Raw genomic sequence first — 20855 nt, 5'->3', positions numbered from 1 at the left:
TTTTTAAAACATGAACTTTTTGAAAAGAAAATATGGCATGCAATTGACCTTAAATTCAGCACGAATTTACAGGATTATCTTGTTTATTTTTTTAGAGATGGGTTATTCCTACGTTAGCTTTTCTCAGATAGCCTTAGAAATAGGAGATTACAGAACAATCAGTTCTGGAGACTTTGATAATCCTGCCATTTGGGAAAGGTGGGACGGGACAGCATGGCTACCCGCAGCTACTAAGCCTGAAATTGGGAATAATGTGTTTTTTCAACAAGGTAATGAAGTCAGAATAAGAGCAAATGAATCAGTCAACAACCTTTATCTTTTCAGTGCCGCTAGCCCAGGAAGGCTTTTGAACTTACAAACTTTTGAACTTAGAGTTAATGGAGCCCTGAGAGCTTTTAGATTGGAATTAGGGCAATTCACAATCAACAATGTCTCCAATGCCACTACGGATTGGATTTATCCACAAACAGGAAGTATTGTTTTCATAGGAAACAATAGAAATGTAGTAGATAGAGAATCTTGGAGTGCGAATACATTGAACAGTAGATTCCAAGTTCGATTCAGGGCAAATCCTGGACAAACACTCACCGTCAATTCAGGTTTCAAAGCCAATGCTTTCGTTATTGAATCGGGAACAGTAGTTCAAACACTTAACACAGATGGTATTCCAGCTTGCTCTACTTTTTCTTACAATGTACAAGCGATGTTCAATGGTACAGGCCCTTATGGAGACTTTATCATAGAACCCGGCGCTACTTTTGTCTCTCAATGCCCGGGACCTCCTCAAGAGCAGATAATCAGACGAACGAATACGATCCCCGCTGCACTTTTTCACCTGAAACCAGGGGCTAATCTCGTACTGCTTGGCAATAACCCGCAAATGGATGTGGCTGAATTTCGGTTTGAAGGCAATACTTACTACCGCTCCAATGCAGGTACACAACGCTTGGTCAGCACTACTTTTGCCAGTTCTGGCAATCCAAAAACATATCACAATTTAATATTCGAAAATGCTGCCGTAAAACTTCTTCCCGACTCAGTTTTTCTCACTGGAGATATTGGAAGACTAACTGGGCCAACTCCAAATGACGGCCCTTCAATGCTCAGGTTTCAGGGTACCGCGGAGCAACAAATTGTCAACTGGGAGCTGGATTTAAGTCAAATACATGTGGCCAAACCTAGCGGCAGAATTGTCACTTTCAATGATCTTCGAAGTCTTGGCAACTGGATCATGGAAAGCGGGCAAATAGACTTCAATGGCTACGACCTATATATCAATACAGATGGCATAGGGACTTTTCAGTACACAGGGGGCTCTTGGAGAAATATTCACAGGTTCTTTTATACTAATTTCCCTACAGTATTGACCAAAGAAAATGCACATTTTCCTTTTGAAGATGTCTATCAGGGTGGAGTGAGGAGACTACGACTATCTGGGACATCTCCTGGTGGTGACTTCCAAGTGCGATACATTGAGATACCAGGATCAAATTGGGAACCAGGCTTCGATGATACCGACGGAACTCCCATTCTCTATCAACTCAATTCTTACTTCGAAATCGAAGGTCTATCTGCTGGATCAGATGCTATCGAAATGGAACTTGCAGCTGATAATTTGATTGTAGATGCAGTGGACGATTTGAGGATTGTAAGCAATGGTACCCCAGCTCCAGGTTTACATTTGCCAGGGGTAGATGCAGATACCCTATGGGCGAGGAGAAGCCTTACTTATGATCAGCTGAATAATCGGACATTTACCATAGGTAGCTACCGATACCTCTCCATACTCCCAATTAACTTTATCAATCAAAAAGCAATCTGGGAATCAGGTGAGGTAAACATCACTTGGGAAGTCGCAGCAAACGAAGAGCAAGGAATCTATGAAATTGAAAAGTCCATAGATCAGGTAGCAAATTTCAAAAGTATCGTAAAGCTACCTGCTGAGACAAACAAATTATCTAATCACTATCTCTATGCTTGGAAAGAACCCACAGGAAGGACATTCTTTAGAATCAAATTCACCAACCTTGAGGGCAAGCGTATTTACAGTCGTATTTTCAGACTAGAGGGAGTAAGCGAGTACAGTTCCAAAGCGAGCATCTATCCCAACCCAGTCAAAACGGAACAATTACACCTGAGCCTGCCTAACTATTTTGATCCAGCATCTTCCACCATCCAAATCTATGACTCAAAAGGAACCTTAATTGATGAACTCAGTCTCGAAAAATTTAACTTGAGTTTCGAAGGACATTCACTACAAGCCGGCATGTATCTGATCCATGCTTTTGACGGCAAGCATTTTGAAGTATTGAAACTGATCAAAAATTAACTGCTTTTTAATTTTTTAACTATCTTTTGATCAATTTAAAAAAATCAAATGATGAATAGTCCAGAATCCAATTTCGAAGCTTTGGGATTAGTCCTACCTCCACCACCTAAGCCAATTGGCGTATACCGACCGTGCCTTGTCGACGGTAAGTATCTCTATTTGTCAGGTCATGGTTCATTCAAGGAAGATGGGAGTTTGATCATTGGCAAAGTGGGTAAAGACTTGGATATATTAAGTGGAAAGATGGCTGCCCGCCAAGTGGGACTTGCTATGCTGGCTACTATCAAATCAAATCTTGGTTCTCTAAATAGGGTCAAGCGAGTCATCAAGGTCCTAGGAATGGTCAATTGTGTTGATGGATTTGAAAAGCATCCCTATGTCATCAATGGCTGTAGTGAACTTTTTGCAGCAGTATGGGGTGAGGAAAATGGTATCGGAACTCGAAGTGCAGTGGGTTTCAATTCACTTCCAGATAATATTCCCGTAGAAATTGAGGCTATGTTTGAGCTGGTTTGATTGGCTTGAATTTGAAATAAAAACCTCTGCTGTAAAAGTTTGGGTTAATTGTTAATAATTGACTTTTTTTACGTTCAGATAATTTTCCCGAAAATCATAAACTCAAATATAAATATGTACCAAATCAAAAAAACTTGGGCACTGTTTGCATTGCTTATGCTGTGCTTTTCGGCTCTTGCCCAACAAAAGAAAAAAGTAAGCTTAGAGGACGTATTCAAGTCCAATTCATTCTCTGCGAAGGGAGTCTATGGTATCAATTGGATGAAAGATGGGCAATATTATAGTTCACTTGTAAGATCTGCATCTGGCCCATCTGTGGTAAAAATCAACGTGGCTACTGGAAAACAAGAAGCTACTCTGATCGATGGCACAAAAATCGGCGTCAACTTTTCCAGCTACAGTTTCAATGCAGATGAAACCAAAGCGCTACTATCCTCTAACATTGAGCGTATTTACAGAAGATCTAGCATGGCAGTCAACCATGTGGTAGACCTACAGACAGGCGAGGCACAACTGCTCGTGAATGGTGAAAAAATCATGTACGCTACCTTATCTCCAGATAATGACAAAGTCGCTTACGTAAAGGATAATAACCTTTTTATTGTAAGGCTTGATAATAACCAGATCACTCAAGTAACCGAGGATGGTAAATGGAACCACATCCTCAATGGGGCTGCTGATTGGGTTTATGAAGAGGAGTTTTCCATGTCCAAAGCATTTGAGTGGTCTCCAGATGGGAAGAAACTTGCCTTTATCCGATTTGATGAAACCGATGTTCCTGAATTCAATATGCAAACATGGGGCGAGCTTTACCCGCAAGATTATAGGTTCAAATATCCTAAAGCAGGGGAAAAAAATGCTGAGGTGAGTATCCACGTCTATGATTTGGCTTCTCAAAACACCATCAAAGTAGACACTGGTACAGAAAAAGACATCTACTTACCTAGAATCTACTGGACTGCTACTTCAAATATCTTAGCGTATATTAGACTCAACCGACTTCAAAACCAGCTTGATTTTTTTGCTGCCAATACTGCTACTGGAGAAAGCAATTTGATCCTACAGGAAAAATCAAAAACCTACGTTGATCTCAACTACAATGACAACTTCTACTTCTTGGCAGGAGATAAAGGTTTCATTCGAACCTCCGAGCAGGATGGATTTAAGCATATCTACCACCATGACATGTCTGGTAAGCTGATCAAGCAAATCACAAGCGGCAGCTGGGAAGTAAGTAGCTTAATCGGTGTAGATGAAAAAGGCAAAAAAATCTATTTCATTTCTACGGAAGCTTCCCCACTTGAAAGAAACCTCTACGTCATCAACATGGATGGCAAAAATAAAAAGATCCTAACCCCTGCTAGCGGTACGCATAGCATCAACATGAGTAAGGATTTCAAATACTACATCGCTACCCATACACAAGCAAATAGTCCTGCAAGAATTACTTTGAATACTGCAGCAGGGAAAGAATTGCAAGTATTGGAAGATAACCAAGAGCTGAGAGATAAATTGAAGAATTTTGCCTTGGCTGAAAAGGAATTCTTCGATTTCAAAACTGTGGACGGCACTTCGCTCAATGCTTACATGATCAAACCTGCGGATTTCGATCCAGCAAAAAAATATCCTGTATTGATGTACGTATATGGCGGTCCCGGCTCCCAGAATGTTACCAATAGTTGGGGAGGAACTAGGGACTTTTGGCATCACCACCTGGCCGCAGAAGGCTATATTGTGGTTTGTGTAGACAATAGAGGTACAGGCGCTAGAGGCAGAGACTTCAAGCATAGCACCTATGCCAACTTAGGAAAAATCGAAACTGAAGACCAGATTGCTGGTGCAAGACATTTGGGCACGCTCCCATTTGTAGATAAATCCCGAATTGGTATATGGGGTTGGTCCTATGGCGGCTACATGTCATCATTGGCATTGATGATCGGCAATGATGTGTTCAAGGCTGCTATTTCTGTGGCACCAGTGACCACTTGGAGATACTATGACACGATCTACACTGAGCGCTATCTACAAACTCCACAACTAAACCCATCAGGTTATGACGACAATTCCCCCATCACCCATGTCGACAAATTGAAGGGCAACTTGTTGTTGATCCATGGTACAGGAGATGACAATGTACATTTTCAAAATGCTGTCGACCTTGTAGATGCATTGATCAAGGCAGATAAGCAATTTGAATCTTTCTATTATCCCAATAGAAATCATGGGATCTCAGGTGGAAATACCAGCTGGCATCTATACAATATGATGACAGATTTCATCACGAGAAAGCTTTAAAAACTCATGTAGCCCCATTTGAATTTCAAATGGGGCTTTTCTTTTCATAGAAGTATGTTTTTTTATTTGGGGTATTATGTATAACTTATTTGGCATAACCCCGAAATTAAAACCTATGAAAGAAAGATTAAACACATCAATTCAATCCCTCAGCTTAATATTGGTTGCAGCTGGACTTGCATGGGTGGTATGGTCTGCCGACACTACTATGGCTCAGATGCTTTTCTACCTTATCATTTTAGTTGCTTTTATAGAATCTCTAAGCCTTTATTTGGTGGGTAAAATTTATCCAGAGAGTCATACTTCATTCAAGATGGGCATCATCGCCTCGCTTTTGATTCTATTGGGTATCAAGACTATGGCGGCAGGATTTTTCATTCCATTGACCATCACTGTATTTGCAGTAAACTTTTTGTACAACTTTTATACAAACAACAAAAGGAAACAAGGAGCATTTAAGAGAAGAGCAGGTAAGAATATGAAGATGCGTTAATCTTTTAGGCTATTGAGTCGATTAAGATACTCGGCACATTATTTGTTTTTTGAAGGAATAAAATCTTCTATTTATGAAAAAGACTTTATTCCTTCTTTTCTTTTTTGCACCCATTCTCGCTTTTTCACAAGCCAAATTAGAAAAACTCATGGAGGAAAGACAAGCCCTTCATCAGCAATGGCAAAATTCCGAAAGTAAGAAATCGGGCATCTTTGGCAATAGAACAAAAAAGGACATGATCGAAACCAACAACTGGATGGAACGCATCATCAATAAAGACAATCAGATCATGGAGGAGCTTAAGATGCTCAGCGAGATTGAAAAGACAGAAATCACCTACGAAAAAAATGATTACAAATTCATCTCAAGAAAACAGGAGCGTGAAATTGCTACACTAAAACGAGCATTACAGGAAAAGGAGCAAAATATCGTTGAAAGAAAAAGCAGTAAAAGAACCTATGAGTGGACTTCTTTTATTTTCTTTCTATCCACAGTTGGCTTAGGGTACATGTATTGGAAAAAAGTCATCAAAAAAGCCTAAAGTCTCGATTAACTCTCGACTTTAGGCTCTTTAATATTTGGTATAATGTGTGTATGGAATGATACCAGTAGGATGATTTATAGCTGGTCATTGATTTATTTAGATATGATTTGATGTTTAGATACTTGTTGACATTGAACAAATGCAAACATTATTTTTGTATTTTATTTTACTGATAAAGTAATGTATAATCATAACTGGTATTGAAACCATAAGAGGGTTCCAATACCATTTTTTTATTCTAATCCTTTATCCCTCATTTTTGAAAATTCATCGTACCTTCTGTAAATCGCTACACAGAATCCGATCAACATGATGATGGTACCAGCCCAAAGGATATTGATCTGTGGCTTGACCATCGCTTTGAGCACTACATAATCTTTCTGATTTCTGTTGACGGTAAATACGAATTTATTCTCCTCAGGCAGGATATTGGTCAACTCTACCTTGAGCCCCAATTCATTTTCTATCACAGGAACACGCCCTACTTGATTGTTCCTTATGATGAATATTGGCTCTAGTATCTTCTCTACATCATAATCCTGTACTGTCAATTTTGCTTTGACAGCTACGTCTCCATCAAACAATTGCATTCCGTCCAGCTCCTTGACCACATCAGCGCTTTCAAACTTGGTCACCATATCAGCGAGATAGAAAGTATCTCCAGGTGCCACTTCGAAAAGCTCGTCTTCCCGCCACTCAGGGTCATCAAAATCGTTGATGACTGAGACAAAGGTGTACAAATCCTTGTTTAGAAATCTTCTAGAATCAGGAGAAGAAATCAGCCCCATAGAAGTATTGTACTGGGCCATCGGGCTCAGGGAAAATTTGAAATCATCTTCTTGGTAGTAGTCTATTTTGAAGTAGTCATTCTCCTCCAAAACAATATTGACAAATTCTCCTTCTCTATGATATGTTTTGCCATTGACAACGATATCTGCAAGGGCAATTGCTTGGTTGACCTCTCCAGTGGATTTGAGCAATTTGGCTTCAACGAGCCCTGGCACACCCACTACTTTTTTCTGTCTTCCTCTGTAGATGGCAGTATAATCTTTGATCTGCGTAGGCTTGTTGATCCAAAGTAAAACGTGTTCTTTGTTGATCTCGTCTTCGAAGCTATTGCTATAAGTCAAGCCAGAAAGGTTATAAGAAATCACCTCTGAATATCCTGATGAGAACATCACCCCGATCAAAATCATCCCAAGACCAATATGTGCCAAAGATCCTCCTGCAAGTTTGAAAGTGGATTTTCTAATCAATTTGGTCAAAATAGTAGCATTTGCAACAATGGTAAATGTCCCAGCAAGAACCACGACGATATAACTGATATCATAGACTTTGCCCATAACAATAATTGCAGCAGAAATCAAAACAGAAACTACATAGGGAACAGTCAAGGTGTCTTTCAGCGTCTTAGAATCCATCTTATTCCACCAGAAAAACTGCCCTACCGCTGTCAATAACGCCAATGCTACAGCAAACCAAAGCTGAAATTTGGTATAAAAACCAACTTGATCAGCCGGAGGAGCCATATTAGAAATTCCACCAAAACTTTCAACAATTGCATTCCACACAGGAATAGAGGTAGGCAGGATCACTTGAAATGCCATCAGACCCAAAGTCGTCGCTCCTATAAAAATCCAAAACTCCCTAGAATACACTGAAGCTTCTCTTTCAGAACTAGGGATATGCTTCCATGCCCTAGCGGATAAGAAAATAGCAGCGAACAAGAAGAAAAGCATATATATCAACAATTGTCCTGACAGCCCCAAATCAGTAAATGAATGCACAGAAGAATCTCCCAATACCCCACTTCTCACCAGGAAGGTGGCATATAGCACCAGAATAAATGAAGCAATGATCAAGACTATAGAAGTCTTGAGTGCAGTTGCACTCTTCTTGTACGTGATCATGGTATGTATACCTGCCACTAAGATCAGCCAAGGGACATAGACTGCATTCTCAACAGGATCCCAGTTCCAGTAGCCCCCAAAGTTCAAAGTCACATAAGCCCAGTAAGCGCCCATGATAATGCCCATACCCAATACCATGGCAGAAAATATTGCCCATGGTAATGCTGGACGAATCCACTCTGAATACCTCTTGGAAGCAAGACCCGCCATCAAAAAAGCAAAAGGCACCAAGGTACTGGCATAGCCCAAGAATAAAGTAGGCGGATGAATCACCATCCAAATATTCTGTAGTAGCGGATTCAACCCTGTACCGTCTTCTGGTACAAAGTCAGGATTGATCTGGAAAATAGGAGCCGATACGGCGTCCCTCAGGAGAATAAATGGTGAACTACCTATCTTCAAATCTCCAATCACCACTCCCAGAATCATAGAAACCAAGAATGCCTGAACCAATGCGAATACTACCATCACGGGTGCTTCCCATGTTTTATTGGTATGTATGATGACTAGACCGAGTACAACATTCCAAACTATCCACAAGATAAATGCACCTTCTTGTCCTTCCCAAAAACTCGACACCATGTAATGCACAGGAAGTGCCATGGAGGAATGAGAATAGGCGTAGAAATATTCAAATCGGTGATTGTAGATGATCTCAAAAAGAGTCGCCGCAATGACTACCGAGGCGACAGCATGAATATAGAAAAGTACTCTGCTGAAATTCCTCCAATTGGACTTCTCAAGCTCATTGGCTTGATGATATTTATAATAGGAAAAGGCCGTCAGCACTGCACTCACAAAAGCAAGAATAGTGGCGAAATGGCCTAGATTACCCACAAAGGTATTGATCATAACTTAATTGAATTCGGGTTTACATTCCGGCAGTATTCACCTCGTTCTCCTGATACTTGGATGGACATTTCATCAGGATCTTATCTGCCATAAATAGCTCATCACTTTTGTAGCCACCAATCACAACAACCTGCTCTGATCTATGAAAATCGGCTGGGACAGGCTCGTTGTAAAAAACTCGCTGCTCTGTACCATCATTATCTACCATCATAAAGTAAAAAGAGGTCTTATCCTCATTGACTTCTATGCCCACCACTTGGCCTGAATCTGTCTTTTTCAACTGACCTACTACGTGAATAGCTTTATCTTCTCCTCTTTCCTTCATCGCTTTTGCTGTAGCAAAGCTTTCATACGTACTCGCATCTCCCAACATGGAAACGATGATGACGATCGCGATGGCGATGATCCCCAAGCCTAGAATATGTCCTTTTTTCATTTTCTATTTATTTATCACTAGCAATTGCTTACGCAAATTTGAAGTTATTGGATACTATTTTTCTTTGATCAATTGCTCCAATCGAGCAGCTTTGCGATCTGTACTGATTACATAAACCAAGATTCCGGCAAAAACAATCCCGATAATACCTACCAAGACATAAATTTTGCCTTCAGACCGCATCAAGTCGGCCATCTCTACTTTCGTATTTTGATAATCTTCATCTGTAATGGCAATTTTATCCTGTGCGATACCACGTAAACTCACAAGGAGAAATAAAATAACAAACCACTTTTTCATAATATTTTCAGTTGATGATAGCGCACCTATCGCTGTGAGACTTGATGCACCATGATATTATTTGTAATGCTATTTAAGAGACCTGATTGATTAACTTGTCTTCAATTTTTCTTTCCACACGTTTCAATCTTACCCTGACTACACTGAGCCAAGTCCCAAGCAGGGTCCAAGCAATGATTGCAGGATAAAACACCTTTCTTAAGTTACTATCCAAATCGTAAGCATTGAATCCAGGGTTCCCTCCATTGCCAGGGTGCAAGCTGTCGGTAAGCCTTGGCAGTACAAATATCAAGGGGATAAATGCTGCAAAGGCAAAGATGTTGTATACTGCGCCAATTCTGGCTCTCTGATGTACATCTGTAAGTGAGTTTCTCAAAATCAAATAAGCAAAATACATCAATAGGCCAATGGCAGAGGCATTTTGCTTGGGATCACCTGACCAGTAATCCCCCCACGTATATCTCGCCCATAGCATCCCCGTCACGATTCCCAATACCCCAAAAAGAATGGCCGAATTGGTAAATTCAATGGCGACATCATCATGGCGGAGGTCATTGCTCTTAAGATACTTGATGCTGTAGATCACTGCCACGACCAACATGATGATCATTCCAAACCACATGGTGACATGGAAATACAAAGCTCGGATCGTCTCATTGAGGATAGGAAGTCTAGGGACGTCTAGCAGGAGACCTGCGATGAGGGTATAAGCCAGCAATGCGATAGTGAGAATTTTCCACCAGCTTGATTTCATCTTTATTTCGTTTGTATTTTGATGGTAATTACCTTAGACTCAATCATGCTTGTGTAAGTAGGCAGTTTGATTTGAAGTCCATCCTCAGCAGGATCACTTTCTGTTTTATGATGTGATTTACTGAGCCATATGAGGTAAGAATTTCACAATTCAGGGGCAAAAATAAGGCATAAGTTCCTGATTCCTGTGCTTTTTGTTACTTATTTGAGCAGTGCCAAAGGAATGTGGATGAAAAGATAGTTTTACGATATCAACTCCTCCACAAATACGGAAACAAAATATAAGCTGTGGCAGAAATGATGGCGTTGATAGCCAATAAGGTGATGATTTTGTCTACGCTGACGCTCCAGTCCAATCCATCTATTGCATTTTTGGAAACTCGGATTGCCATCAAGAGTATGGGGATGATCACAGGAAAACTCAATATCGCCATGAGAGTAGCATTGTTGCTGGCTTTGGAAGCGATACCTGATACCATGGTCAGACAACCTGAAAAACCTAAAGCACCAAGCACCAAGTTCAATACAAATAGGCCTTGATCCTGAACAGGATTCCCCAAAATGACGCTGAAGACCAAATAGCCCAAAAGTGCCAAAACCAGTGTCAATATTGAATTATAAATGATCTTAGAAACGATAATCGCCTCTGGAGAAGCAATCATATAATAATACAACTGCCGACCCTGATGCTCTTGTACAAAGCTTTTGGCCACTGCATTCACTGCCGAAAAAAGAATAATAATCCAATACAATGCATTCCAAGTGGGTGCTCCTATATTACCTTGCTTGGCACCTACGCTTAGGTAAGTGATAAATACAGCTGAGACCACATACAGCAAAATCCCATTCAGGGCATATTTCTGACGCCATTCAAGGGTGAATTCTTTTAGCATTAAAGTCCGAATCTGTCGAAGCATGTGGATCAATTGAAGTTCAAAGTTAAGGTTTGAAAAATAGAAATTTATAGAAACAAGGTAGAAATAAGATTGAAATAAGATTTGAGCTTGTTAGTTCACGCGACGAGCGCTACGAAATGCGCAACGAGCGCAGCGGATTCTTGGCTTATGCCTTTGCGTCCATTTCGTGAATAAAGAACTTAGAACTTCTTTTCTCCCTAAACCAGAACATGTTTCAACCATATTTCACGAACCTCCCTGCATTTTTGGAGGTTATATTTCCACTTTATTTCAAAGAATCCTAAATTTATACTCCATGAAAAAGTAATGTAGATTATGATCCCTACCTCAGAGCACAATGAAAGAATGGCAAAAATGACCTTTGCTTCAGTCTATCCACATTATGTTGCCAAAGTGGAAAAGAAAGACAGAACCAAAGAAGAACTGCATGAAGTGATCACCTGGCTGACAGGATTTGATGATAAGAAGATTCAGACCTTGATCGATGAAAAGGTTACTTTTGAGCAGTTTTTTGCGCAAGCAAAGCTTCATCCCAATGCTGAATTGATCACAGGAACCATCTGCGGCTACAAGATCCAAGAGATTGATAACCCACTCACCAAGCAAGTTAGATATCTGGATAAATTGGTCGATGAATTGGCTAAAGGAAAGAAAATGGAGAAGATATTGAGGTGATGAAATGGTGGAGATATTTTTTGATATTCATAGATATTGAGATATTTATCAAGAATTTGATATTCAATGAAATATGGTAGAAATAATTAGAAATAGGGTAGAAATATATTGGGGATATTATTGGATATAACTGGATATTGGGATATTTTTCAAGATCTTGATAAACATGGAAATAAATAGAAATATGGCAGAAAAACTTTGAAATATTTGAGCAAAGAAATTCTTTTGAATTTAGTTTGAATCTTTTATATTGAAGTCTTTATTTAGTTGATCCACGAAAAGTATATTTATGGATTTCTTTAAAAAACACATTATACAAATTTATAGGGCAACCTTATTCTTGGTTTTGATAGTTCTTTTTTCAAGACACTTTATAGATTTTAATAAAAAGTTCATTGATATCTTGTGGACGATCATGTTTTGTTTGATAGGTATCCTCCATCTAACAATGGCTTGGGCTTTTGACAAACCTGCGCTGAAACTCACCTTTCTTAGTTGTGGGGTTTACGTGTTCATTATGAACTTTCTGCATGACTTTGAAATCAAATCAATCATAGGCATCATCTGTATTGTTACGCCATTAATTATCGCTGGATTTTTACCTAAAAAAGAAGAAAACGAAGATTCTTTAATTTAATGAAATACACAACAATCTATCTCGACAATAAGAAAATAGAAATTTTCAACTCTCTTTTAGGAAAAGAAACCATAAAAGTAGATGATCAAATTGTTTCATCAAAGTACTCCATTTTCGGTGCTGATCATCATTTTTCTTTAAAAGAAGAAGAGGAATTAAATCACTATCAATTCAAGTTTTCCTTGGGAATCAATGGAGTTATCTATGACTTCTACAAAAATGACAAACCCATCATAGAAGCGGAAAAAGGAGGTTGCTTAACTTTTCTATTAATCTTCCTAATGTTCACAGTAGGAGTTACACTAGGCATCTTAAAAGTTAAAGGACTTGTATAATAGGTATTTCAACAATAAATCCCTAGTATCAACTAACATCACAAAGTAAATATCTACCAGTATCTTTTATTCCATACTTCAATATTTTTTCGCCATACCTGACTATCGATAGGAAGAGGCATATTTCTATTATATTTCACAAAGTATAATTCAATCGTATTTCCTCCATCATTCAACTAAACTCCCCAAATATCAATCAGTATCACGAAGTAAATATCCAAGAGTATCTTTTCTATAAAACTGCCAAAATGACATTTTTTACCCTTTGGAACAGGCATTGATAAGGCTGTATTGTCAAAAATGTTTATCAATAATTAAAAATCTATATAGCTATGCAGGAAAAAGGAACCATCTCGATTCATACTGAGAATATTTTCCCGATCATCAAAAAGTTCTTATACTCAGACAATGAGATTTTCCTCCGCGAATTGGTTTCCAATGCGGTAGATGCCACCCAAAAAATCAAAAGATTGGCCACACTAGGTCAATACACTGGAGAACTAGGTGATACCACCGTCGAAGTGTCTTTTGACAAAGACAAAAAGACCATCACTATTTCTGATAGAGGTCTTGGAATGACGGCCGAAGAAATCAAAAAGTACATCAATCAGATTGCTTTCTCTGGTGCTACGGAGTTTGTGGAGAAATTCAAAGACGCCAAAGATGCCAATGAAATCATCGGAAAGTTTGGTTTGGGTTTCTACTCAGCATTTATGGTAGCCCATACGGTGGAGATCAATTCCCTTTCTTATCGAGAAGGTGCTGCGCCTGCCAAATGGACCTGTGATGGCAGTACATCCTTTGAGATTTCCGAAGGTAGTAGAACTAAGAGAGGAACAGATATCATCCTTCACATCAACGAAGAGTCTGAAGAATTTCTAGACAAATGGAAGCTTCAGGGAATCTTGGACAAATACTGCAAATTCCTTCCTGTTACGATCAAGTTCGGAACAAAGACCGAAAGTGTGGAAGATGGTGTGGATGAAGAAGGCAAGAAAAAGTGGAAGTCGGTAGAAGTTGACAACATCATCAATACTACTTCACCGATCTGGACCAAGTCGCCAAATGATCTGAAAGATGAAGATTACCTTGCTTTCTACAAGGAGCTTTATCCAATGAGTGAAGATCCGCTTTTCTGGATTCACCTGAATGTGGATTATCCATTCAACTTGACCGGAGTCTTGTATTTCCCAAAAGTGAAAAATGACTTCGATTTCCAGAAAAACAAGATCAAGCTTTACAGCAGACAGGTATTTATCACGGACGAAGTGAAGGACATTGTCCCTGAATTCTTGATGCTACTACATGGGGTGATCGATTCTCCAGATATTCCATTGAACGTTTCTAGAAGCTTCTTGCAGGCTGATGGCAACGTAAAGAAAATCAACAACTACATCACCAAGAAAGTTGCTGATAAGTTGGCGGAGCTTTACAAGAAGGACAGAAAAGTCTATGAAGAGAAATGGAACGATATCGGTCTATTTGTAAAGTACGGAATGATCTCTGAGGAGAAATTTGCCGAAAAAGGAAAGGATTTCGTCTTGTTGAAAAACACCAAAGGGGAATTCTACACACTTCCTGAGTACAAAGAAAAAGTACAAGCTATCCAAACGGACAAAAACGAGCAGACGATCTATCTATATGCTACGGATGTCAATAAGCAAGATGCTTTCATACAGTCTGCCAATAAGAAAGATTATGATGTCTTGGTGATGGATTCACCAATCGATAGCCACTTTATCCAACATTTGGAAGGCAAGGAAGAGAAAACACAACTGAAGCGTGTAGATGCTGATGTGATAGAAAAGTTGATTCAAAAGGACGATGCTTATGCGAACTTGCTTTCAGAAGAGCAATCTACCAAAGTGAAGGAAATCTTCGAAAAAGCGATCGACAACAAATCTTACAGTGTAGAAGTGGAGGGCTTAAATCCTGAGGAACTTCCGGTGACTGTGACGATGGATGAGTTTATGCGCAGAATGAAAGACATGGCTGCAACAGGCGGCGGAATGGGCTTCTACGGTTCACTCCCTGATAGCTACAAAGTAGCGATCAACGGAAATCATAGCGTCATCGACAAAATCCTCAAAGCCGAAAGCGAAGAAGAACAAACCAAGCTTGCCAAGCAATCTTTCGACTTGGCACTCCTTGCCCAAGGCTTGCTAACAGGAAAGGACTTGACGGAATTTGTGAAGCGTTCTGTTGGGATGATATAAGTCTGGCTCTCGCGAAGTAAAGCTAAGGTGCAGAGGGCGCGGAAATTTTGTTCACGCCGAGACGCAGAGAAAATTTGAGTTTTGAAAACCCCGGGAATATCTATAGGAGATTATCGGGGTTTTTTCTAGTTTATTCAATAAATACGCTCAATATGATAGTTTAATTTTCAGCAAGTTTGATGAATTGAGCTTTTCTTTGTAAAATTCGATTCATGGTCAAAAATATTCTTTTCATCTTAACCCTCTTTTCCTGCTCCGCTCCTCAAAAGGAAGACCCGCACTTTTCTTACAAGCTTTCTGAAAAGAAGTCGATTGTTCTGGATCAACTCTCATTGGTGCCAGGATATCCCTTTCCTCCTTATCAAGTATTTCAAAAAAGTGATTCCATCGTTTTTTATAATTCATTTACATTAGGGTTAGCTAGTCTTAAACTGGTGAAAGACGACTTCAGGTATGATGAAATTGGAGCCTTTGAAGAGTTTGGCGAAAGTGTAAATGGGACACCTTTTTTCTTGACTATTTCCAAAAATCATATTGGCATTTGGAATTCACAAAAAGTTAATTTCTATGACAATAAGCTGGCATTATTGAAGAAAGTAAGCCATAATGAATTGGACATCATCAAAGAATATGACTCCCCATACTTCAAAGGACCAAATAGCTTCCAAATTGGTTTGGCTTTTAATGGCATTGATAACTCTAGTGATAGGCTATATCTGTTTGCTACTGATACCCTAGATGACTCGATAGGTTTATTTTCCTATGATGTAGCGAATGGAAGACTAGAAGCATTGCCTACTTTTTATGATAAGGCGCTTATAAAAAGTCAAAAAATCCAATATCAAGGCTTCAGCTTAGATCATCTTCCTTTTATTCTTTTTGATAACAATAGACTTATCATCTCATATTGATTATGATGCTAAGATTGAGGTTTTGGATTTGAATACCCAAAAATCATTTGTGTATGAATCCCAAACTGCTAATTATCCCAATCGGAAAATGATCAAACCTGTATTTCCACTAGGTGCTACAATCAGACAAGCATGGGAGCTAAGCAATGAAAGAGAGGGAGAAGTTGCTTTTGGGGAATTGCAACAATGGGAATCTTGTGGCTGTTTTTATAGAACTGTAAAAGGTCCGATGAAAAGCGAAAAACTGCAGGACTTTGATGTCTATTTGGAAATGTTTGATGAAAACTTGGAGAAAACAGACGAAGTAAACTTGTCAGCAATCAATCCGAATGTCAGCAATTTTACGATTCCGCTCACTGGGAAACTCTTGATCAAAGCCAAATCACAAAGCAGTGAGGATTTGATGGATTATTATTTTTTGGAAGTTATGACACTGAAAGAGGATTGATAGTATCAAATGATACTATCAAAAAGGTTAAACTGAGAGACTCACTTTATTTTTAGATGATTTTAGAAGAAAACAATATCCCAAAGATTATCCAGATGTGTCATCTACAGCTGCTGGTTGAGATTTGAAAATTTGAATTTGGTTGAAAATTTTAATTTACATTGGTTCGATAGTGATGTAAATTGGCATCAAATGTTTTAATAATGACCATTGTAGGAAGACAAGATATTAGTCAAATCTTAAAATAAAACCTACTTAAAAAAGCCCTTCAAGCATTACATTAGCTTGAAGGGCTTTTTTAATTCTTAATTCTCTAAATCAGGGTTATTATCCTTTTTCAAGGTGATAATAATTACACCATTTTCGCCCTTTACGCCATAGGTATTGACTGCGGCTGCATCTTTTAGAACAGTAATGCTATCGATATCATCTGGCTTGATATCCTCAAAGCCCTTTAAAATGACATCCTTGCCATTTTGTTTGAGAATATATAGCGGTTGTTTATCTCCTGACAGGGTACTTTTCCCTGTCAATTTGATAGATGTGCTTTTGGTATCACTTGACCCAGCTACTACGGTAGAATTATTGGCATTTCCTCTCGTGGTAACTACAAAAGGACTTACTGTTTTGGAATAATTTGCTAAAGTTTTTGCTTGGTCCTCACTTAGCTCCGCTCGTATCGCCAACAAATTGCTGAATTGCTTCTTCTTCAATTGGTTTTCAAGATTTAGGACCTTGTCCATTTGCTTGATTGCAGCATCTGTATTGATCTTTGGTTCTTGGAGTATTTTTTTGAGCTTTTCATGCTCTGCATCCAAATCCCATTTGAGGGTACTGAATTCCCCTGCATTCTTGCTATGAATAGCCTTGATCTTATCTGCTTGTTGATCAGAAAGAGAGATCTTATCCCTGTTTTTCATCACCAAATCAGCAGAGAACAAACTTCCTTGGAACAAATCCTGTCCCTGTACCATGCAGGCAAAGAGCAATAAATAAACTGTGAATAATTTTTTCATCATCGTATAATTGGTTTAGTAAGTATCTAATAAGGATGCTGTAGGCGATTCCCATACATCCATGGAAGAAGTCTGTTCTATTACAAATCTCTGTTCTTGGTTTTCATCTTCTACCAAAGAAATGATGATCAAGTCCTGATATAATGGCGTTTCAATTTCTCCATGATTCCATATCCAAAATCCCAACAATAGGGAAGCGGCTATACCTATTGGTAAGAGTTTCCAAATCTTGGTAGCGTTTTTCTTAGGTAGATTGAATGCTGGTATAGGTATGTGATTGTCTTGACTTCTGAGCTCCGCAAAAAAGATGTCGAGCTCCTTGTCATTGATATCATTTTGTAGCTTCATAAGTCTGTTTTATTAGGATGAGTTCTTTCAATTTTTTCTTTCCCCTATCATAATGAGTTCGTGCTGTTCCTATGCTGACTTCCATTACTTCTGCGGCTTTTTCCAGTGTCATTTGATGGTAAAAGACCAACAGTACTACCTCTTTTTGCCGTTCTGGGAGTAATTGAATCAGATCTTCATGCGAGGCTGTCTCAGGGATTCTTTCTTCTTCTACCAAATCAAAATCAGCGTGTAGTGGTACCACTTGCTGATTTTTTCGCAACCATTCTAATGCTGTAAACCTGATGACAGAAAACAACCAAGTTTTGATTTTTGATTCGGAATTGTATTTCGCCTTTTCCTCCCAAATCTTCAGATAAACCTGTTGGAGCACATCTTTGGCAAGCTCATCATCAAAACTACAACATTGCCGAGACCAGAGATAAGCCTCGCGATGAAGTTCTTTGAAGATTTGATTGAGTAGTTCTTGCTTCATTTACATTACTTAGTGTCTAAAAATACATAATATATGACAAAGAGAAAGGATGAGGGGGTACGAAGTACGAAGTACAATGAACTAAGTAAAGGGGGGAAGGAAAAACCCTAAAAGGGTTGAATCTCTATATCTTTAACGAAATATACACCGATAAAAAAAGAGAAAGATGATCAAAGTTCACTTGGTAAATTAGAGTAGGTAGATTTTTTTAAAACAACCTAACTCCAATTGTTGGGATTATCGTTTTGACATCATCAGTGAAAATAAAGCCTGCGTTTAGCTGGAAATTACCCTTTATATTGTACCTGTAGGAAGCTCTAAGTGTAGTGCCTTGGAAAACAGGCCCTGAATCATTCAACAGATAACCAATTTGAATGGTGTCCCATGGAGCTTTACTGGGGCTAAGTACAATTTCAGCATTTATAAATGGATTATGGAACACATTGACTCCGCCATCTGGTTTGTCAGAGAAGAAAACCGAATTTGTAATTGAGGCTCCTAAGCCTACTTTTTTTAAATTAACTACAGCCCTAAACCCCATCTCAGGAGTAAACTTTCCACCTATGAAATCGAGCCCGAAAGGAATACCAAGTGTAAAATCAGGCTTGTAAGGGACATATTGGATATAGATATCTCTCAAAGCTGCCATAATTGTGTTTTCTACCCAATCAGAATGCAGATAATATGTTCTGACTTCATTTTCTTTGATGTTTTTCGCTGATTTTAAAGTATTGAATATTTTTTCTTCTATTTGCTCCTTTTGATAGTCCTTATTATTGAATATGGCCTCTACCTTACTTTTATTAGGCATGATGAATACCAGGGTATCTGTAAAGAATTCTGGATTATTCTTTGCAAAATTTTTAAAAGAAGAAATATACCTCGGCGTATTATCTTTCAACTGTGCCTGTGCAAGGTAGCTGAAGCTACATAAGAAGATGAGAATGATCAGTTTTTTCATTGGTTTGTGTGTTTTGGTTGAATAATCCCTGTGCACAGGATTTTAGGTATTCAGCTGATTTTATTGTTCATAAAGTCGGGCTGTCAGTTCATTGATTTGAAGTCTGAGTCTGCCTTTCTTTCTATTGTTTAAGTCGTTTATTGCTTCTAATTCCTTTTCAGAAAGTTCCACATTGAACCCATCAATTTTGATTCTTCGATCTGGTTTATCCCACTTGACTGCAATGGTTTTTTTGCTTTCGTAAGGAATTATTGAAATTTCATGAATGGAGTCTTTATTACTAATCACCTCAGCTATGAATATTTCTTCTACTGGGATGTCAATTTGGATTTTCATATCAACAGGTGAATCAGTCTTAATCACCTGAGTAGATAAATTTTCTAATTCTGGTATTATATCCTTTACCGACTTATCCTCATTTGCCGAGATGAAGACGAGCTCGATATTTGAAATATCTATTTCTAATTCCTGCGAAATATTGGTTTGTAAATAGCGTGTTTCTGGTTCAGAGGGCGAAAAATCAAGTAAGATAATTCCCCAAATTCCAATCAGAAATATAGCTGCTGTCGAAGCGATCCTACTCCAAAGGGCAATGATTTTTCTTTTCTTCAAGCCTTTTTCAATGCCCATCCAAAGATTTTCTTTTGGATGTTTTACAGGTAGGTTTCCTTTTAGATTTTTGATTTGTGACTCCAACGATTTTTCTGATGAAATTTTGCCCCAAAGACTTTCATCTGGAAGATGCTCTGGTAAGCGCTTGTTCCACCTACTGTTTTCAGGATTTTTCATTTTGATAGATAGTCTTTAGAGAGTTTCTTTTGCAATAATTTCTTGGCGTAATGCAGTTGAGATTTTGAAGTCCCCTTGTGGATATTCAAGAGCTTTGAGATTTCTTCATGACTGTAGCCTTCTATTTCATAGAGTACAAAAATCGCTCTGCTAGATTCAGGCAAACTTCGAATAGCCTGATCGAGCATTTCAGCATCAATCCACTGATCGAGTAGGAGTTCATCGGATACTATTGCTTCATTTAAATCTTCATAAATTTGTTGTGTCCTGATGCCTTTCAAGGCCTTTCTCACCATGATGGTTTTGATCCAAGCGCCCAAAGTGGAATCTTGACGGAAGTTTTTGATATGTCTGAAGATTTCTATAAAACCTTCTTGAAGTAGATCATTGGCTTCATCATAATCGTTGCTTATTCGATACACCAAATTGAACATCGCTACCTTATACCTTTCAAAAAGCTCGAATTGTGCTTGGCTATCTTGCGATATACAAGCATTGATCAAGTCTTTTTCAGTGAGGTATATTTTTCCCATATTCAAATTAAAGAGTCATCTTGTTTAAAAAAGGTTGGAATGAAAGTTAAAAAAAGCTAATATTTTTTATATTTATCAATTTTAAAAACTGCCATTCTTTGTGAGTCTCTAAAAATCACGATATTGGCGAAATATGAACTTAGTATCAAATTCGCTGACACTTTTA

General features: G+C 38.6%; 22 protein-coding genes. 11 read left to right on the top strand and 11 right to left on the bottom strand.

The window, feature by feature from the left end; translation table 11 throughout:
- Positions 1–10 precede the first annotated feature (10 nt).
- From BW935_RS01365 to BW935_RS01345, 5 genes are all read left to right on the top strand, one after another.
- Positions 11–2329 carry a T9SS type A sorting domain-containing protein gene (locus tag BW935_RS01365; protein WP_245802617.1) on the top strand — a complete coding sequence of 773 codons (2319 nt, stop codon included), beginning with the start codon at positions 11–13 and terminating at the stop codon, positions 2327–2329.
- A gap of 51 nt (positions 2330–2380) precedes the next feature.
- Positions 2381–2845: a RidA family protein gene (locus tag BW935_RS01360; RefSeq protein WP_076498151.1), complete on the top strand. Its 465-nt coding sequence runs from the start codon at positions 2381–2383 to the stop codon at positions 2843–2845.
- Positions 2846–2959: 114 nt separating this feature from the next.
- Entirely contained in the window at positions 2960–5140 is a 2181-nt protein-coding gene (locus tag BW935_RS01355) for a S9 family peptidase (protein WP_076497794.1), read from the top strand.
- Positions 5141–5255: 115 nt separating this feature from the next.
- Complete coding sequence (locus tag BW935_RS01350; RefSeq protein WP_076497792.1) at positions 5256–5633, top strand: hypothetical protein; 378 nt, start codon at positions 5256–5258, stop codon at positions 5631–5633.
- Between the two features lie 73 nt (positions 5634–5706).
- Complete coding sequence (locus BW935_RS01345) at positions 5707–6174, top strand: Clp protease ClpB (protein WP_076497790.1); 468 nt, start codon at positions 5707–5709, stop codon at positions 6172–6174.
- 236 nt (positions 6175–6410) lie between these two features.
- Here the strand turns inward: BW935_RS01345 and ccsA (BW935_RS01340) are convergent, their stop codons facing one another.
- The 5 genes from ccsA (BW935_RS01340) to BW935_RS01320 all read right to left on the bottom strand — a co-directional run bounded on the left by ccsA (BW935_RS01340) (position 6411) and on the right by BW935_RS01320 (position 11345).
- On the bottom strand, positions 6411–8939 hold the full coding sequence (ccsA, locus tag BW935_RS01340) for a cytochrome c biogenesis protein CcsA (RefSeq protein ID WP_076497788.1): 2529 nt from the start codon (positions 8937–8939) through the stop codon (positions 6411–6413).
- A 19-nt stretch (positions 8940–8958) separates the two neighbouring features.
- Positions 8959–9375 carry a cytochrome c maturation protein CcmE domain-containing protein gene (locus BW935_RS01335; protein ID WP_076497786.1) on the bottom strand — a complete coding sequence of 139 codons (417 nt, stop codon included), beginning with the start codon at positions 9373–9375 and terminating at the stop codon, positions 8959–8961.
- A 54-nt stretch (positions 9376–9429) separates the two neighbouring features.
- The gene (locus BW935_RS01330) at positions 9430–9675 is read right to left on the bottom strand and encodes a CcmD family protein (protein WP_076497784.1); all 246 of its coding nucleotides are present in this window, start codon (positions 9673–9675) and stop codon (positions 9430–9432) included.
- A 73-nt stretch (positions 9676–9748) separates the two neighbouring features.
- A complete protein-coding gene (gene ccsA / locus BW935_RS01325) occupies positions 9749–10429 on the bottom strand; it encodes a cytochrome c biogenesis protein CcsA (protein WP_076497782.1) in 681 nt (226 codons plus the stop codon).
- A gap of 250 nt (positions 10430–10679) precedes the next feature.
- On the bottom strand, positions 10680–11345 hold the full coding sequence (locus BW935_RS01320) for a heme exporter protein CcmB (protein WP_076497780.1): 666 nt from the start codon (positions 11343–11345) through the stop codon (positions 10680–10682).
- A gap of 315 nt (positions 11346–11660) precedes the next feature.
- Here BW935_RS01320 and BW935_RS01315 point away from each other — a divergent pair, with 315 nt between their 5' ends.
- The 6 genes from BW935_RS01315 to BW935_RS01290 all read left to right on the top strand — a co-directional run bounded on the left by BW935_RS01315 (position 11661) and on the right by BW935_RS01290 (position 16567).
- Positions 11661–12020: a DUF2200 domain-containing protein gene (locus BW935_RS01315; RefSeq protein WP_076497778.1), complete on the top strand. Its 360-nt coding sequence runs from the start codon at positions 11661–11663 to the stop codon at positions 12018–12020.
- A 448-nt stretch (positions 12021–12468) separates the two neighbouring features.
- Positions 12469–12657, top strand: a complete 189-nt coding sequence (locus BW935_RS18145; protein WP_139325475.1) for a hypothetical protein — start codon at positions 12469–12471, stop codon at positions 12655–12657.
- Positions 12657–12992, top strand: a complete 336-nt coding sequence (locus BW935_RS01305) for a hypothetical protein (RefSeq protein ID WP_076497773.1) — start codon at positions 12657–12659, stop codon at positions 12990–12992. The genes BW935_RS18145 and BW935_RS01305 overlap by 1 nt, the downstream gene beginning before the upstream one ends.
- A 332-nt stretch (positions 12993–13324) precedes the next feature.
- Entirely contained in the window at positions 13325–15208 is a 1884-nt protein-coding gene (htpG, locus tag BW935_RS01300; protein ID WP_076497771.1) for a molecular chaperone HtpG, read from the top strand.
- Positions 15209–15420: 212 nt separating this feature from the next.
- Positions 15421–16119 carry a hypothetical protein gene (locus tag BW935_RS01295; protein WP_076497769.1) on the top strand — a complete coding sequence of 233 codons (699 nt, stop codon included), beginning with the start codon at positions 15421–15423 and terminating at the stop codon, positions 16117–16119.
- A gap of 88 nt (positions 16120–16207) precedes the next feature.
- Complete coding sequence (locus BW935_RS01290) at positions 16208–16567, top strand: hypothetical protein (protein ID WP_139325474.1); 360 nt, start codon at positions 16208–16210, stop codon at positions 16565–16567.
- A 305-nt stretch (positions 16568–16872) separates the two neighbouring features.
- Here the strand turns inward: BW935_RS01290 and BW935_RS01285 are convergent, their stop codons facing one another.
- From BW935_RS01285 to BW935_RS01260, 6 genes are all read right to left on the bottom strand, one after another.
- Positions 16873–17586, bottom strand: a complete 714-nt coding sequence (locus BW935_RS01285) for a Spy/CpxP family protein refolding chaperone (protein ID WP_139325473.1) — start codon at positions 17584–17586, stop codon at positions 16873–16875.
- Positions 17587–17598: 12 nt separating this feature from the next.
- Positions 17599–17931: a hypothetical protein gene (locus tag BW935_RS01280; protein WP_076497765.1), complete on the bottom strand. Its 333-nt coding sequence runs from the start codon at positions 17929–17931 to the stop codon at positions 17599–17601.
- Positions 17915–18406 carry an RNA polymerase sigma factor gene (locus BW935_RS01275; RefSeq protein WP_076497763.1) on the bottom strand — a complete coding sequence of 164 codons (492 nt, stop codon included), beginning with the start codon at positions 18404–18406 and terminating at the stop codon, positions 17915–17917. Before BW935_RS01275 ends, BW935_RS01280 begins: the two co-directional genes overlap by 17 nt.
- Before the next feature lie 208 nt (positions 18407–18614).
- Positions 18615–19367: a hypothetical protein gene (locus tag BW935_RS01270; RefSeq protein WP_076497761.1), complete on the bottom strand. Its 753-nt coding sequence runs from the start codon at positions 19365–19367 to the stop codon at positions 18615–18617.
- Between the two features lie 60 nt (positions 19368–19427).
- The gene (locus BW935_RS01265) at positions 19428–20156 is read right to left on the bottom strand and encodes a hypothetical protein (protein ID WP_076497759.1); all 729 of its coding nucleotides are present in this window, start codon (positions 20154–20156) and stop codon (positions 19428–19430) included.
- The gene (locus BW935_RS01260; protein ID WP_076497757.1) at positions 20153–20689 is read right to left on the bottom strand and encodes an RNA polymerase sigma factor; all 537 of its coding nucleotides are present in this window, start codon (positions 20687–20689) and stop codon (positions 20153–20155) included. The genes BW935_RS01265 and BW935_RS01260 overlap by 4 nt, the downstream gene beginning before the upstream one ends.
- Positions 20690–20855 lie beyond the last annotated feature (166 nt).

The sequence above is a fragment of the Belliella pelovolcani genome (assembly GCF_900156785.1).
Classification (GTDB): domain Bacteria; phylum Bacteroidota; class Bacteroidia; order Cytophagales; family Cyclobacteriaceae; genus Belliella; species Belliella pelovolcani.
This window is presented reverse-complemented; position numbering and strand designations above follow the sequence as displayed.